Source organism: Phenylobacterium sp., from assembly GCF_035569475.1.
Classification (GTDB): domain Bacteria; phylum Pseudomonadota; class Alphaproteobacteria; order Caulobacterales; family Caulobacteraceae; genus Phenylobacterium.
Window position 1 is genome coordinate 1 of record NZ_DATMNA010000088.1, and the last position, 15,667, is coordinate 15,667.

Annotated in this window: 15 protein-coding genes; 11 read left to right on the forward strand and 4 right to left on the reverse strand. The window is 69.2% G+C overall.

All coding sequences use genetic code 11. The features are described from left to right. From VNW53_RS13495 to VNW53_RS13515, 5 genes are all read left to right on the forward strand, one after another. Positions 1-452, forward strand: a 452-nt coding sequence (locus VNW53_RS13495; RefSeq protein WP_325556195.1) for a DUF2497 domain-containing protein, incomplete at its 5' end; no start/stop codon positions are given. Positions 453-621: 169 nt separating this feature from the next. Continuing rightward, complete coding sequence (locus VNW53_RS13500) at positions 622-3,303, forward strand: valine--tRNA ligase (protein WP_325556197.1); 2,682 nt, start codon at positions 622-624, stop codon at positions 3,301-3,303. Positions 3,304-3,364: 61 nt separating this feature from the next. Continuing rightward, on the forward strand, positions 3,365-3,595 hold the full coding sequence (locus VNW53_RS19900) for a colicin E3/pyocin S6 family cytotoxin (RefSeq protein ID WP_325556198.1): 231 nt from the start codon (positions 3,365-3,367) through the stop codon (positions 3,593-3,595). Continuing rightward, positions 3,588-3,920: a hypothetical protein gene (locus VNW53_RS13510; protein ID WP_325556199.1), complete on the forward strand. Its 333-nt coding sequence runs from the start codon at positions 3,588-3,590 to the stop codon at positions 3,918-3,920. The genes VNW53_RS19900 and VNW53_RS13510 overlap by 8 nt, the downstream gene beginning before the upstream one ends. After that, a complete protein-coding gene (locus tag VNW53_RS13515; protein WP_325556200.1) occupies positions 3,862-4,875 on the forward strand; it encodes an ImmA/IrrE family metallo-endopeptidase in 1,014 nt (337 codons plus the stop codon). The genes VNW53_RS13510 and VNW53_RS13515 overlap by 59 nt, the downstream gene beginning before the upstream one ends. 56 nt (positions 4,876-4,931) lie before the next feature. On the opposite strand, the gene VNW53_RS13520 is transcribed toward VNW53_RS13515, so the two are convergent. Next, positions 4,932-5,564 (reverse strand): glutathione S-transferase family protein, encoded by a 633-nt coding sequence (locus VNW53_RS13520; RefSeq protein ID WP_325556201.1) that lies wholly within the window; start codon positions 5,562-5,564, stop codon positions 4,932-4,934. A gap of 233 nt (positions 5,565-5,797) precedes the next feature. Here VNW53_RS13520 and VNW53_RS13525 point away from each other — a divergent pair, with 233 nt between their 5' ends. The 4 genes from VNW53_RS13525 (at position 5,798) to VNW53_RS13540 (ending at position 10,946) form a co-directional block, all read left to right on the forward strand. Beyond that, a complete protein-coding gene (locus tag VNW53_RS13525; protein ID WP_325556203.1) occupies positions 5,798-6,679 on the forward strand; it encodes a hypothetical protein in 882 nt (293 codons plus the stop codon). A 69-nt stretch (positions 6,680-6,748) separates the two neighbouring features. Next, positions 6,749-8,272, forward strand: coding sequence for a S10 family peptidase (locus VNW53_RS13530; RefSeq protein ID WP_325556204.1), 1,524 nt, complete (start codon positions 6,749-6,751; stop codon positions 8,270-8,272). 137 nt (positions 8,273-8,409) lie between these two features. Continuing rightward, positions 8,410-10,170, forward strand: a complete 1,761-nt coding sequence (locus tag VNW53_RS13535) for a class I adenylate-forming enzyme family protein (protein WP_325556205.1) — start codon at positions 8,410-8,412, stop codon at positions 10,168-10,170. 8 nt (positions 10,171-10,178) lie between these two features. Then, positions 10,179-10,946 carry a TlyA family RNA methyltransferase gene (locus tag VNW53_RS13540; protein ID WP_325556206.1) on the forward strand — a complete coding sequence of 256 codons (768 nt, stop codon included), beginning with the start codon at positions 10,179-10,181 and terminating at the stop codon, positions 10,944-10,946. 27 nt (positions 10,947-10,973) lie between these two features. On the opposite strand, the gene VNW53_RS13545 is transcribed toward VNW53_RS13540, so the two are convergent. Then, positions 10,974-11,585, reverse strand: coding sequence for a glycine zipper 2TM domain-containing protein (locus VNW53_RS13545; protein ID WP_325556207.1), 612 nt, complete (start codon positions 11,583-11,585; stop codon positions 10,974-10,976). Between the two features lie 252 nt (positions 11,586-11,837). Between VNW53_RS13545 and VNW53_RS13550 the strand changes: the two genes are divergently transcribed. Both VNW53_RS13550 and VNW53_RS13555 read left to right on the forward strand, forming a co-directional pair. Continuing rightward, on the forward strand, positions 11,838-13,025 hold the full coding sequence (locus VNW53_RS13550) for an RNA methyltransferase (RefSeq protein ID WP_325556243.1): 1,188 nt from the start codon (positions 11,838-11,840) through the stop codon (positions 13,023-13,025). After that, positions 13,022-14,050, forward strand: a complete 1,029-nt coding sequence (locus tag VNW53_RS13555; protein WP_325556209.1) for an LLM class flavin-dependent oxidoreductase — start codon at positions 13,022-13,024, stop codon at positions 14,048-14,050. The genes VNW53_RS13550 and VNW53_RS13555 overlap by 4 nt, the downstream gene beginning before the upstream one ends. 142 nt (positions 14,051-14,192) lie before the next feature. Here the strand turns inward: VNW53_RS13555 and VNW53_RS13560 are convergent, their stop codons facing one another. Beyond that, a complete protein-coding gene (locus VNW53_RS13560) occupies positions 14,193-14,474 on the reverse strand; it encodes an endonuclease domain-containing protein (RefSeq protein ID WP_325556211.1) in 282 nt (93 codons plus the stop codon). 89 nt (positions 14,475-14,563) lie between these two features. Continuing rightward, positions 14,564-15,649, reverse strand: a complete 1,086-nt coding sequence (locus VNW53_RS13565; protein ID WP_325556212.1) for a PA0069 family radical SAM protein — start codon at positions 15,647-15,649, stop codon at positions 14,564-14,566. Positions 15,650-15,667: the final 18 nt, after the last annotated feature.

The following is a 15,667-nucleotide window of genomic DNA, read 5'->3' on the forward strand; positions in this document are numbered from 1 at the left end:
CCGTTCCGGAAGCCGAGGCGCCTGTGGCCGCCGCCCAGCCGGAGCCCGAGCCCCTGCCTGAACCCGCCGCACCCGAGCCGGAACCTGTCGCCGCCGCGGAGCCCGAGCCGCAACCGCCGGTCGAGGAGGAGGAGGAGGCCCTGGAATTGACCGAGAAGGTGGAGACCCACGGCGATCTCGACGTGTTCACCGCGCCCGCCGCCGAGCCCGTCGCCGCGGCGCCCGCCGTCGAGAACCTGGTCAGCGATCACGCCGCCAGCGCCGCCGCCTCGGCCTTCGGCCAGCTTTCGGCGGCCATCGGCATGCCTCGCAGCGACCGCACCCTGGAGGACGTGGTCCGCGAACTGCTGCGTCCGCTCCTCCAGCAATGGCTCGACGACAACCTGCCGGCCATCGTCCAGCAGTCCGTCGAAGCGGAAGTCGAGCGCATCGCCCGCGGGCGAGCACGCTAGCAAAACGCCGCTCATTCCCGCGAAAGCGGGGACCCGGGTGTTTTTGTGTTAGCTGAGTCCTTAGCTCGCCGCCGGCGCCAGTCCGATCGCTGAAACGGAAAAAGCCTGGGTCCCCGCTTTCGCGGGGATGAGCGGACCTATAATTGAACCCGCCAGCCAGAATTCCGAGATGCTTGAAAAGACCTTCGACCCCAAATCCGCCGAGCCGCGCCTCTATGCCGCCTGGGAGGCCTCGGGCGACTTCGCGCCGACCGATGATCCGGCCGCCGAGCCGTTCTCCATCGTCATCCCGCCGCCCAACGTCACCGGCTCGCTGCATATCGGGCACGCGCTCAACAACACCCTGCAGGACGTGCTGATCCGCTTCGAACGGATGCGGGGCAAGGCCGCGCTCTGGCTGCCCGGCACCGACCACGCCGGCATCGCCACCCAGATGGTGGTGGAGCGCCAGCTCGCCGAGGCCGGCAATCAGAGCCGCCGGGACCTGGGCCGCGAAGAGTTCGTCGCCAAGGTCTGGGAGTGGAAAGCCAAGTCCGGCGGGACGATCACCAACCAACTCAAGCGCCTGGGCGCGAGCTGCGACTGGAGCCGCGAGCGGTTCACCCTGGACGAGGGCCTGTCGGCGGCGGTCCGCAAGGTCTTTGTGGCCCTTTACAAGGAAAAGCTCATCTACCGCGACAAGCGGCTGGTGAACTGGGACCCGCACTTCCAGACCGCCATCTCCGACCTGGAGGTCGAGCAGCGCGAGGTCGACGGCCACTACTGGCACTTCGCCTATCCGCTGGAGGACGGCTCCGGGGAGATCGTGGTCGCCACCACGCGGCCGGAGACCATGCTGGGCGACACCGCCGTCGCCGTGCACCCGGGCGACGAACGCTACAGGGCCCTGATCGGCCGCGCCGTGCGCCTGCCGATTGTGAACCGCCCCGTGCCGATCATCGCCGACGACTACGCCGATCCGGAAAAGGGCTCCGGCGCGGTGAAGATCACCCCGGCGCACGACTTCAACGACTTCATGGTCGGCAAGCGCAACAACCTGCCGATGATCAACATTTTCGACGACTTCGCGAGGATCAGCGACAACGCGCCCGCCGAGTACCGCGGCCTCGACCGCTTCGCGGCGCGCAAGAAGGTGGTCGAGGCGTTTGAGGCGCTGGGCCTGCTGCGCGGGGTCGAAAAGACCCGCCACATGGTGCCGCACGGCGACCGCTCCGGCGTGGTCGTCGAGCCCTATCTGACCGACCAGTGGTACGTGAACGCCGAGGTGCTGGCGAAGCCCGCGATCAGGGCCATCGAGCAGGGCGACACCGTCTTCGTCCCCAAGGCCTGGGAGAAGACCTACTTCGAGTGGATGCGGAACATCCAGCCCTGGTGCATCTCGCGTCAGCTCTGGTGGGGCCACCGCATCCCGGCCTGGTTCGGCCCAGGTGGGAAGATCTTCGTCGCCGAGACCGAGGCCGAGGCCAAGGCGCAGGCGCTGGAGCACTACGGACGCGAAGAGCCGCTGCGCCAGGACGAGGACGTGCTCGACACCTGGTTCTCCTCGGCGTTGTGGCCGTTCTCGACCCTGGGCTGGCCGGAGAAGACCGAGGACCTCGCCCGGTTCTACCCGACCCACACCCTGATCACCGGCTTCGACATCATCTTCTTCTGGGTCGCCCGGATGATGATGCAGGGCCTGCACTTCATGGACGAGGTCCCCTTCAAGCGCATCTTCATCAACGCCCTGGTCCGCGACGCCGAAGGCAAGAAGATGAGCAAGTCCAAGGGGAACGTCATGGATCCCCTGGAGCTGGTCGACGACTATGGCGCCGACGCGCTGCGCTTCACGCTCACCGCGATGTCGGGGCAGGCGAGGGACATCAAGCTCTCCCGCGAGCGGATCGAAGGCTACCGCAACTTCGGCACCAAGCTCTGGAACGCCACGCGCTTTACCCAGATGAACGGCGCCGCCCGCGCCGAAGGCTTCGATCCCGCGAAGGTCACGCTCCCTCTGAACCGCTGGATCGTCGGCGAGACCACGCGGACGGCCAAGGCGGTGACCGCAGCGCTCGACACCTGCGGCTTCGACGCCGCCGCCGACGGCCTCTACCGCTTCGTCTGGCGCCAGTACTGCGACTGGTACGTGGAGCTGGCCAAGCCGGTGTTGGGCAAGCCCGACGAGCCATCCGCCGACGAGGCCGCCCGCGACGAGACCCGCGCGACCGCCGCCTGGGTGCTGGACGTGATCCTGAAGCTGCTGCACCCGGTCATGCCGTTTCTGACCGAGGAGCTATGGGCGCAGACGCAAACCCTCGGCGCGCCCCGCGACCACAAGGGCTTCCTGATGACCGCGCCCTGGCCGCAGCTTCCGGACAGCCTGATCGACCCGGCCGCCGACGCCGTCATCGGCCTGATCGTCGAGACCATCGCCGAGGGCCGCTCGGTCCGCGCCGAGCTGAACGTGCCCAACTCTGCGCGTCCGCCGCTGCTGGTGGTCGACGCCACGTCGGCGCAGCGAAGCGTGCTGCAGGACGCCGCCCCGCTGATCCGGCAGATGTTGCGGGTGGCCGACGTGCAGATCGTCGATGCGCCGCCCGTGGGCGCGATCCCCTACGTGGTGGAAGGTGCGACGCTGGCCCTGCCGGTCGCGGAGTTCATCGACGTGGCCGCCGAGCGCGCCCGCCTGGGCAAGGAGGTCGGCGCGCTCACGGCCGACATCGACCGCACCGCCAAGAAGCTGGCCAACGCCGACTTCGTCGCCCGCGCGCCGGAGGAGGTGGTCGAGGAGAACCGCGAACGCCTGGCCGACGCGGAAGCCGCGAAGGCCAAGCTGGAGGCGGCGCTCAGCCGCCTCACCGCGGTGGTCTGACGACCGTTTGCGCGAATCGCGCCTTGTGAGGCACTTTCTGACGTCAAGTTAGGATCGAGGTGTGCCCAAATCTATACCGACCCCGTCGATCCTCGACGAGTTGGAATCCCTGGGTGCGCCATATGGGCGACGGCGATGGCGTAGCCATGGCGGTAGGCGATTGTACGAATGGGACAGCCTCCATGGAGAGGTCGAAGTGTACAATGGGCGAGGAGAGCATCTCGGTGCGCTTGATCCGGTAACTGGTGATCCGGTGAAGAATGCTGTGCCGGGGAGGACGATAGATGTCTGAACGACACGAAGCGCCGTTTCTACGGTTGGCAACGCTGGGCGAGGTGCTTCTAGAAGAGATCGATGACTTTGTTAGCGCGTGGCATCGGGAACGACCCGACACTACGTTAGCCGCCTATCTTGGCATGACAGATGACGAGTACGCGCTTTGGCTAGTTGAGCCGGATATGCTCTCTCATATCGTTCGCGCTCGACATCTCGGCGAACCATTGCCTGAGATGGTCAACGACAATTACGCCGAACTCCGTATCGCCGCGAGGTCCGCGGATGCAGCACAAACTGCACGCCTGGGACGCTGGCTTCGACAGCGCGGCTATATTGATTGAGCAGCGACCCGAGGTCGCCCTCGCAAGGCGGCTCATAGCGCTTCGAGGCCTATCTCCGCCAATCGACGTCGAGGCATTGGTGAGAGAATACGCCGAGCTTCACATAATTGATATCCCCTTTGATTTCGATGGATTCTGCATAAACCTAAAAGTTCCCAAGCGAATACCTAAGGTCATAGTCAATTCGCGACGTAGCGCGCTGCGTCTACGTTTCACACTCGCCCACGAGTTGGGACATCTACTTATTCCGTGGCACGTCGGAACGGTCGTCGACGAGATCGATATCGGCGGTTACGAGGCCGATTACGAATACGTCCTGTGGGAAGCAGAGGCGAATAGGTTTGCTTCCGAGCTTCTCATGCCTGCTGATTGGGTCGCATCAATCACTCACAGCTCGGCAAGTCCACCCCAGGCTCTCGATCAGATATGTTCGACGGCGCGCGTATCCCGGGCAGCCGGGATATTGAAGCTAATGCAGTTTCTCTCCCCGGGGTATGTATTTGCTCGTGTCGAAGCTGGGGTTTTTGTTGAGTCGAGTAGGTCTCAGGGTACGATTTCCGACACCGTTAGAAGCGGCACACCTGCGATCGAAGATCCTTATCCTTACGCCACTGATCGCTGGTCACTTGGGGCCTACAGGTGGTGGCGGTTCGGCTCGATCTCGATGCCGAGGGCGTCGGACCCTACCCGCAAGTGGCAGGAAGTCCTGAGTGAGATTCTGCATGACGTTGAGCCCGATCCAATCGCTGCGAAGAAGCTTCAAGGCAGCATCAACGGCATCGTTTCGTCGGCCAATAGCGCTGCGCGCTTTGACAGAGACGCGGATAGAATCTACGGCCATGCGCTCCAACGGTTCCACGCGCATGCTAGAACTAACGCGGCGATGGCTGCTGTGTTGGAGCATCCCCTTCGCGACGATTTTCTAGCTCTGCGCGTGGCAGCGTTTCTGCGTTAGCGCTTTGCCATAGGGTTCGTCTCACCCCCTGAGCGTAGTAAGCGAGCCTCAGCCGCTCAGGCCGCGTCGCGGAAATCGCCCATCTGGGCGGCGAGCGCCCGCTGGAACGCCGGTCGCGCCGTGCAGCGCTCGACATAGGCCTTCAGGCGCTCGTCGACGATCAGTTCGGGCTCGATGCGCAGCACCGTGGCCATCATCAGGTCGCCGGCGGTGAAGCGGTCGCCATCCAGATAGGGCTTGTCGCCGAGCGCCTTGGCGAGCGACCCCAGCCGGTGCAGGGCGAAGTCCGTGGCGCTCTGGCGGCGCAGCTTCGCCCATTCCTGGCCTTCGTAGAACATCAGCACGGCGACGTTCATCACATGCGGCTCGACGGAGTTGAGCGCGGCGATGAGCCACTGGACGGCGCGCGCCTTGGCGGCGGGGTCCTTGGGCAGGAGCGTCTCGCTGCGTTCGCCGATGTGCAGCACGATCGCGCCGCTCTCGAAGATGGCTTGGCCGTCCTCCTCCAGGATCGGCACCTGGCCGAAGGGCTGCAGCGCGCGGTACTCGGGCTTGTCCTGGTCGCCCGGCTCCAGGAGGCGCGTGCGGTAGGGGACGCCGGCTTCCTCCAGCGCCCAGCGTGCGCGCAGGTCGCGCACCTGGCCCTGGGCGAACGGCGGAACCCAGCGGAAAGCGGAAATGGTGATCATGCGATTGTCTCCTGGTAATCGCGCCGACGGCTCGCTGTGCGAGGCCACGGCGATGGCGGCCCTACCAGCAAGACGCGTCAAGCTTCCACGATCCGACACCACGCACCGGGAAATCCCCGAGCCTCGCCCGCGACGCGTGACCGGAGACCCGGCGCCCGCAATTCCGAGCCACGATCGCAACCAAATCCGACGGCATGGTTTCGAAGGTCGAGGGACATTGGTGAGTGGCGGTCATGACCGTGGAAGAATTCGACGAGCGCGGCCTGTCGCGGTCGCGCCCCGGGTTTCGGACCTACGCCGACGACGCGCCGCGCTTTGCCGACGAGTTCGATGCGGCGGACTATGCCGAGCCGGACTGGTACGACCCGTTCGAGGCTGAGGCGCCGGCCGCCATCGCCAAGGAGCCGGCGCCGGCTACGCGCCGGGTGGGCCCGGCCCTGCTCCTGTCCGGCGGCGTGCTTTTCGCCGCGCTGGCGGTGGGCGCCGCGGTGCGCTGGCCCGAGCTGTCCGCCATCTGGACGCGGCATGACGCACCCCCTCCGGCGGCGGGCGCGACGCAACTGGCCATCCAGCTTCGGCAGGAGGCGCCCGCGCAGGCCCCACGGCCGGTCGCCGCCGACCCTTCGTTTCCGAGTGCGCAAGCCACCCCGGTCAACGCGCTGCCGATCGCGCCACGCGCTGAACTGGGCGACCCCGCGCCGCCGCGGCCCTTGCCGTCGCCTGTCGCCGCCCAGAGCCCGAGAGCCTTCGTGGCGGACCCCCCGCCCGTGGTCGCGCGGCCTGCGCCCGCGGCGCCGCCGCCGATCATCCAGCCTGCCTTGGGTCGCCCGGTCATCCCCCACGTGCCAGGCGCGCTCGACTGCGCCAATGTCGTTTCGCCCGCCCAGGACGCCGTCTGTCATGACCCCGGGCTGATGGCGGCTGAGCGGCGGATGGCCCGGGCCTATGCCGAGGCCCTGGCCGCCGGCGCCCCGGAAGGCCGGCTCCGGCGTGACCAGGTCGACTGGCTCAACATGCGCGAGGACGCCGCCCTGGAGTCCAGGCAGGCGGTCGAAAGCATCTACCGCCAGCGGATCCGCGACCTTGAGGCCGAGGCGGACGCGTCCCCGCCATAACCCCGCCGGGTTTAGCTTGCAGAGGCGCCGATCTTGGCCATCTTGGCGCGGTCGGTAGGGGATTTCTGCATGCGCAAGCTGATGATCGTGGCCGCGGCCGCCGCAGCCTTTTCGTTCGGGTTCTCAAGCGCCGCTAGCGCTTGGGCCGACGACGCGCCCGCCAAGGCCGACGCGGCCAAGAAGGATGGCGACAAGGACAAGATCGAACTGCCGCCGTTCCCGGCCGACGCCTCGGTCAAGCAGGTGACTCACGTCGCCGGCAAGACGCTCAACTACACCGCCACGGTGGGCTCGCTGCCGGTCCGTGACGAGAAGGGCAAGAAGATCGCCGAGGTGGTCTTCACCGCCTACACCCTGGACGGGCCGAAGGATCCCAGCCGGCCGGTCACCTTCGCCTTCAACGGTGGCCCGGGCGCGGCCTCGGTCTACCTCAACCTGGGCGCCATCGGGCCCAAGCGCGTGCAGTTCGGCGCCCAGGGCGACAGTCCCTCCGACCCCGCCGTGCTGGTGGACAATCCCGGCACCTGGCTCGACGTCACCGACATGGTGTTCATCGACCCCGTGGGCACCGGCTTCTCGCGGTCCCTGGTCGACAAGGACGAGAGCAAGAAGCGCTTCTACTCGATCAAGCCGGACATCGAGTACCTGTCGCGCATCGTCTACGACTGGCTGCTCAAGAACGGCCGGATGGCCTCGCCGAAGTACATCACCGGCGAGAGCTACGGCGGCTACCGCGTGCCGCGCATCACCTACTTCCTGCAGACCCGCCTGGGCGTCGGGATCAGCGGCATGGTGATGGTCTCGCCCTATCTCGAGCCGCCCATGGACCAGGCGCCCAACTTCTCGCCCATGACCTGGGTGACGACCCTGCCGTCCATGGCCGCCGCCAACTATGAGCGGCAGGGCAAGTCCTTGTCGCCGGGCCTGATGCGGGAGGTCGAGGACTACGCGCGCGGCGAGTTCGCCTCCGACCTGATGAAGGGCCGGCGCGATCCGGCGGCGGTGGACCGGCTGGTCTCCAGGGTCACCGCCTACACCGGCCTCGACCCGACGTTCGTGAAACGCTCCGGCGGGCGCATCGAGATCGGCGCCTTCCTGCGCGAGCTCTACCGCGACCAGGGCAAGATCGGCAGCGTCTACGATAGCAACGTGACCCAGGACGATCCCTTCCCCTGGGCGCCCAACGGCCGCCGCAACGACCCGATCCTCGACGCCATCATCGCGCCGACCACCAGCGCCATGGTCGACTTCGACACCCGCATCGTCGGCTGGAAGGTCGACGGGCGCTTCAACGCGCTCAGCTACGAGGTCGGCAGCGACTGGGAGCCGGGCGTCGAGCTCACCGAGGCCACCACCGACCTGCGCCAGGCCATCGCGGCGGACGCCAAGATGAAGGTGCTGATCGCCCACGGCTACGACGACCTGAGCTGCCCCTATTTCGTCTCCAGGCTGGTGATCGACCAGATGCCGATCGCCGGCGATCCGGGGCGGGTGCGGCTGGCGCTCTATCCGGGCGGCCACATGTTCTACTCGCGCCCCGCCAGCCAGGCGGCGTTCCGGAACGACGTATTGGCCGTGTTCGGAGCGAAGTAGCGGTTCCTTTCTCTCGCTGCGGGAAGGGCAGATCACGAACGCCGGTCGACGTTTGCCTCGCCGGCTGGGTTATGGTTGTTCACCTGGGACACGCGAGGGCCGCCCAAGACGCCCCGCCAGCTTAGGGAAACCACCAGATGTCCGATCCCACCCTGCCGCCCGGTTGGCCCGCCATGTCGATCCAGCAGGCGCACGTCCTGATCGGCCAGCCCGGCGCCGTCACCGAGGTGGCGGAGATCGACATCCGCGGCGTGAAGACCAAGGTCTGGAAGAACCTGCCGCCCTCGCTGCGCTCCGTGGTGGAGGCCTCCCGCGCCCACGGGGAACGGATCTTCCTGGTCTACGAGGACGAGCGGGTCAGCTTCGAGGCCTTCCACCGCGCGGTCGCCGCGCTCGCGGCCGAGCTGGCGGGCCAGGGCGTGGTCAAGGGCGACCGGGTCGCCGTGATCATGCGCAACATCCCCGAGTGGGTGGTGGCCTTCTACGCCGCCGCGGCGCTGGGCGCGGTGGTGACGCCGTTGAACGCCTGGTGGACCGGGCCGGAACTCGAATACGGCCTGACCGATTCCGGGACCAAGGTCGCCCTGATGGACGCCGAACGCTACGAGCGCCTGACGGAGCACCTGCCCAACTGCCCCGACCTGGCGCGGGTCTACGTCTGCCGCGCCCGCGAGGAGATCGCCCATCCGCTGGTCACCAAGCTGGAGGACGTGATCGGCGCGCCCGGGGTCTATGGCGAGCTGGCCGACGGGCCGCTGCCGCCGGCTGAGGTCGGCCCGGACGACGACGCCACCATCTTCTACACCTCCGGCACGACCGGCAGGCCGAAGGGGGCGCTGGCCACCCAGCGCGGCGTCAATTCCAACATCTTCACCGCCGCCGCCGCCGGCGCGCGCGCCTTCCTGCGCCGCGGCGAGGCGCCGCCGGCGCCGGACCCGACGGGCCCGCAGCGCTCGTCGCTGATCTCGGTGCCGTTCTTCCACGTCACGGGCTGCATGGCGGTCCTGAACCCGAGCCTGTTCGCCGGCGCCAAGCTGGTGATGATGCACAAGTGGGACGTGATCCGCGCCTTCGAGCTGATCGAGCGCGAGAAGATTCAACAGGCCGGCGGCGTGCCGACCATCGCCTGGCAGCTCATCGAGCACCCGGCGCGCGCCAACTACGACCTGTCGTCCCTGGAGTCGGTGGCCTATGGCGGCGCACCCTCGGCGCCGGAGCTGGTGCGGCGCCTGCGCGAGACCTTCCCCAAGTCGCAGCCCGGCCAGGGCTGGGGCATGACCGAGACCTGCGCCACGGTCACCTCCAACGCCTCGGAGGACTATATCAACCGCCCCGATAGCTGCGGCCCGGCCGCAGCGGTCTGCGAACTGGAGATCCGCGACGCAGCCGACGGCGTCACCGTCCTGCCGGCCAGCCAGGTGGGCGAGCTGTGGGCCAAGGGGCCGATGGTGGTGAAGGGCTACTGGAACAAGCCCGAGGCCAGCGCCCAGACCTTCGTCGACGGCTGGGTGCGCACCGGCGACCTGGCCAAGCTCGACGAGGAGGGCTTCTGCTACATCATCGACCGGGCCAAGGACATGCTGATCCGCGGCGGCGAGAACATCTACTGCGTCGAGGTCGAGAACGCCCTCTATGACCACCCGGCGGTGATGGACGCGGCGGTGGTCGGCATCCCGCACCGGACGCTGGGCGAGGAACCCGGGGCGGTGGTCACCCTGAAGCCCGGGATGCAGGCCACCGAGGACGAGCTGCGCGCCCATGTGGCCGAGCGGATCGCGGCCTTCAAGGTGCCGGTGGTCATCAAGTTCTGGCATGAAGTGCTGCCGCGCAACGCCAACGGCAAGATCCTCAAGAACGAGCTGAAGAAGCTGTTCGAGGACGAGAAGGCCCAGGCCTAGGGGCGCCCGTGAAGACCCGCGCCGACCTTCTGCTGGTCGCGCGCGGCCTGTTCGAGAGCCGCGCCAAGGCTCGCGCCGCCATCGAGGCCGGCGGGGTCTTGGCCGACGGGCGACCGGTGCTGAAGCCCTCCGAGCTGCTGAGCGACGCGGCGGTGCTGCACGCGACGCCGGCCCACCCGTGGGTCGGGCGCGGGGCGCTGAAGCTGGAGCATGCGCTCGGGCTGTGGCCGGTCGCGGTCGAGGGGCGCGTGGTGCTGGACGTCGGCGCGTCGACCGGCGGCTTCACCGAGGTCTGCCTGGCGGCCGGGGCGCGACGGGTCTACGCGGTGGACGTGGGTCGCGGCCAGCTGCACCCCAGCCTCGCCGACGATCCGCGGGTGGTCCGGCTGGAGGGCGTCGACGCGCGCGCCCTGACCGTCGCGGAGATCACGGAGCCGCCACAGCTTGTGGTCTGCGACGTGAGCTTCATCGGCCTCGCCAAGGCCCTGCCGGCGGCCCTGGCGCTGGCGGCGGGCGGGGCGGACCTGGTGGCCCTGGTCAAGCCGCAGTTCGAGGTGGGACCGGAGCGCGTCGGCAAGGGCGGGCTGGTGAAGGACGAGGCGGCGCGCGCCGAAGCCCTGGCCGCGGTCGCGGGCTTCCTGGACGCCTCGGGCTGGACGGTCCGCGAGACGGCCGACAGCCCGGTCGAGGGCGGCGACGGGAACCGCGAATACCTGCTCTGGGCGCGCAAGGCCGAAAAAGGGCCGCCCGCGGCAATGCGGACGGCCCTGGAGTAGCCCAGCCACGGCTGGCGGCAGATAACTCTAGTCGACGACGTGATAGCGGCCGCGGTAGTCCGGGCAGACGTGGACGAAGCGGCGGTCGACGCGGCCGTCGGGGAAGTAGATCGGGCTCTCGGCGACGGTGCAGCCGTCGGGGCCGACACGCTCCTCGACAACCCGGTAGCGCACGCCGTGGCGGCCATAGACCCAGACCGCCTCGCGCGGCGCGTACTCGACCGGCGGCGGGGCCTCGTAGTAGGCCCCGTAGGCCGGCGGCGGTGGCGGCGGCGCGGCCTCATAAACCGGGGGCGGCGGAGGCGGCGGGGCATATTCGGCGACGGGCGGCGGCGGAGGGCCGTCGGTGCAGGCGGCGGTGCTGTGGCCGACCGCCGCGCCGGCGATCGCGCCGACCACGCCGCCGAGCAGCGAGCCGTCGCGGCGGTGGCCGCTGGCCGCGAACTGGGAGCCCAGCACCGCGCCGCCGGCCCCGCCGAGCAGGGCGCCGGTGACGCCGCGGTTGTTGGCGTCGCGGCGGCAGGGATCGTAGTTGTACCCGGGCGCCGGCTGGGCGGAGGCCGCGGCCGCCGCGCCCAGGGCCACGAGGCCGACCGTTGCGGCGACGCAGCCCTTGGCGAAGGTCGAAGACTTGGTCATGGGTATCCCCTCTCTCGAATCTTTGCAGCGGCCTTTTGGGCGGCTTCGAGGACCCTTCTTGCCCAGCTAAGCTGAACGGATTTTGAGCGGGCCGTTCATCTTCGTTCATCTTGCTTATCGCCATCGCGCGAGGCCCTTGTTCCGACCATGAGACAGCCCCCGCGCCGCCATCGCCCCCAAGGCCGCCCCGTGCGCTCCGCCGGGCCGCCGGTCGAACTGACCATCGAGGGCCTCGGCGGGGAGGGCGACGGCATGGCCGCGGGGCCGGCCTTCGTGCCCTTCACCCTGCCGGGCGAGCGGGTGCTGGCGACGGGAAGCGGCGAGCGGCGGGAGTTGGTCGAGGTGCTGGAGGCCAGCCCCGAGCGGACCGCGCCGGTGTGTCCGCACTTCGGGACCTGCGGCGGCTGCGCCCTGCAGCACTGGGACCACGCGCCGTACCTGGCCTGGAAGGTGGAGCGCCTCGCCGGAACCCTGGCCCGCCAGCAGATCGACACGGAGGTCCTGCCGCCCTTCGCCGCCCAGCCCGGCACGCGCCGGCGGGTAGCGCTGCACGCGCGGCGTGGGAGCCGCGAGGCCGCGCGGCTGGGCTACAAGGCGCGCAAATCGTGGGACCTGGTGGACATCGCGATCTGCCCGATCAGCGACCCCGCCATTGCTGCGGCGATCCCGGCGCTGAAGCGCCTGGCCGCGCCGCTGTTCGAACACCCGAAGTCGGCGCCCACCCTGCACGTCACGGCGACCGCCAGCGGGCTGGACATCGACATCTCCGGCGTGGAGCGCAAGTCGGGTGGGCTGTCCGCCGACGCCCGGGTGCAACTGGCCGACCGCGCGGCCGAGGCCGACTTCGCCCGCGTGACCCTCGACGGCGAAGTGGCCTACCAGGCGCGTAGCCCGCAGGTGCGGCTGGGCCCCGCCACAGTCGCCCTGCCGCCCGGCGCCTTCCTGCAGGCCACCGCCCAGGCTGAGGCGGCCATGGCCGACTTCGTGGCCGGGCAGGCGGCGGGCGCCGCGCGCATCGCCGATCTCTATTGCGGGGTCGGCACCTTCACCTTCCGCCTGGCCGCGATCGCCCCCGTCCACGCCGCCGACTCCGCGCCGGACGCCATCCGCGCGCTCAGCGCCGCCCTGGCCACCGCACCGGGGCTGAAGGGCGTCACCGCCGAGGCCCGCGACCTGGTCCGCCGCCCGGTCCTGGCCGAGGAGCTGAGGAAGACCGACCTGGCGGTCTTCGACCCACCCCGCGCCGGGGCCGCCGAACAGGTCGCCGAGCTGGCGCGCTCCGGCCTGGCGCGGGTGATCGCCGTCTCCTGCAACCCGGCCACCTTCGCCCGCGATGCGAGGACCCTGATCGACGCCGGCTTCACCCTGGACCGCGTCCTGCCGGTGGATCAGTTCCTCTGGTCGCCGCACATAGAGCTTGTGGGAGTGTTCTCCCGATGAAGGGTCCCCATATGGGCCGCATGGTTCCTCTGTCCGTTCTCGACCTGTCGCCGATCCTGCAAGGCGGCGACGTCGCCCAATCCCTCGTCAACAGCCTCGACCTGGCGCGCAACGCCGAGCGGCTGGGCTATCGCCGCTACTGGCTGGCCGAGCACCACAACATGCCCGGGATCGCCAGCGCGGCGACCTCGGTGGTCATCGGCCATGTGGCGGCCGGAACCCAGACGATCCGGGTGGGCGCCGGCGGGATCATGCTGCCCAACCACGCGCCGCTGGTGATCGCCGAGCAGTTCGGCACCCTCGAAGCCCTGTTCCCGGGCCGGATCGACCTGGGGCTCGGCCGCGCGCCGGGGTCCGATCAGCTCACCGCCCACGCCTTGCGGCGCACCTTGGCCGGCGACGTCGACCGTTTCCCGCAGGATGTGGTCGAGCTGATGGGCTATTTCGAAGACGCGGCGCCCAACCAGGCGGTCCGGGCGGTGCCCGGCGCGGGCGCGAAGGTCCCGGTCTGGATCCTGGGGTCCAGCCTCTTCGGCGCCTCCCTGGCCGCCGCGCTCGGGCTGCCTTTCGCTTTCGCCTCCCACTTCGCCCCGGCGCAGATGGAACAGGCGATGGACATCTATCGCCAGCGGTTCACGCCCTCGGCGCACCTCGACAAGCCCTACGTCATGCTCGGGTTGAACGTGGTGGCCGCCGAGACGGACGCCGAGGCCAGGCGGCTGTTCACCTCCCTGCAGCAGGCCTTCCTGAACCTGCGGACCGGGCGGCCCAGCCCCCTACCGCCGCCGGCGGACGACATCGAGGCGCGCTTCGCCGCCGCCGGCCTGACGCCCGACATGCAGGGCGCGCTCGCCACCGCCGTGGTAGGCGATCCACAGACCGTTCGCCGCGGGCTCGAAGCCTTCGTCGCCAAGCACCGGCCCGACGAGATCATGGTCACCGCCCAGATCTTCGACCATGCGGCCCGCGTCCGCTCCTTCGAGATCGCCGCCGCCGCCCGCGACGAACTCGCCAAGGCCGCGTAGCCGCACCCGGCGCGTCAATCGATGCGGCGTCTTGAAACCTCCCCCGTGTCAACGGGGGAGAGGGACCACGAAGTGGTGGAGGGGGCGCTGCGGTCGCAGGCGAGTTGAAGAAGGCCCATGGCCACGCCGTGCGTGTCCTCGATCACCGCGGACGCCGAGCAGCGCACGACCGCAGATAACCATCTCGCCGTGCATCCGCTCGCGGCCGGTCGCCGAAACCGTGCGAGCCGCCGTCAATCTCAACGCACAGCCGCGCCTTGGCGCAGAAGAAGTCCAAGACGTAGGGGCCCGTCGGATACTGACGCCGGAAGACCGGCTTGCCGTGTTCCCGTCCCCGCAAAGCCTTCCAGAGCATCACTTCCGGCAGCGACATGCGCCTGCGAAGCTGGCGCGCTCGTTTCACGGCGTTGCTGGCGACTCTCATGGCGTGGCAGCGCCCCCTCCACCGCTTCGCGGTCCCCCTCCCCCATGAATGGGGGCGGTTTTGGGCTCACTCATCCTCGCTCTCTTTGGCTATCCGAACAGGTCGATCTGGTCCCCCGCCTTGGGCGGAACCCGGAACAGGCCCAGGTCCAACGGCGGAAGCTTTCCGGAGATGCCCAGGCGCTGCTTCGCCACGGCGAAGCGCCGGGACATCAGGTCGGCGAGCGGGCCCTGGCCCTTCATCCGCTGGCCCCACTGGCTGTCGTAGGTCTTGCCGCCGCGCATCTGGCGCACCAGGGACATCACCCGGCTGGCGCGGTCGGGGTGGTCGGTGGCCAGCCATTCCTGGAAGAGGTCGGCGATCTCCATCGGCAGCCGCAGGGCCACATAGCCTGCGCCGCGCGCGCCGGCGGCGGCGGCGCGTTCCAGCACCGCCTCCATCTCGTGGTCGTTGAGGCCGGGGATCGAGGGCGCGAACATCACCACCGTGGGCACGCCCGCCTCGCTCAGGCGCCGCACGGCGTCCAGTCGCTTTTCCGGGGTGGCGGCGCGCGGCTCCATGGAGCGCGCCAGCTTGCGGTCCAGGGTGGTGATGGAGATCGCCACCCGCACCAGGTTCCTTTCCGCCATGGGGGCCAGCAGGTCCAGGTCGCGCAGGATCAGGCCGGACTTGGAAATGACCGAGAACGGGTGGTTGAAGCGGGAAAGGACCTCGATGATCTGCCGTGTGACCCGCAGCCGCCGCTCCTGGGGCTGATAGGGATCGGTGTTGCCACCGATGTGGATCGTCTCGGGGACATAGGTCGGCCGAGACAGCTCCCGCTCCAGCAGGCGCGCGGCCTCCGGCTTGAAGAACAGCTTGGATTCGAAGTCGAGGCCGGGCGACAGCCCCATGTAGGCGTGGGCCGGCCGCGCATAGCAGTAGATGCAGCCGTGCTCGCAGCCTCGGTAGGGATTGATCGAGGCGGAGAAGCCGATGTCCGGGCTGTCGTTGCGGGTGATGATCACCTTCGCCTTCTCGGGCGAGACGGTGGTCGTCAGTTGCTCGGGCTCGGCATCGTCCGGCGTCCAGCCGTCGTCGAAGGCCTCGCGGGCCTCGGTCTCATAGCGGCCGCTGGCGTTGGTGCGGGCGCCGCGGCCGCGGACGGCGGTGATCTGCTGGGTGAAGGTGCTCACCCATCGACGCTAGGCCTC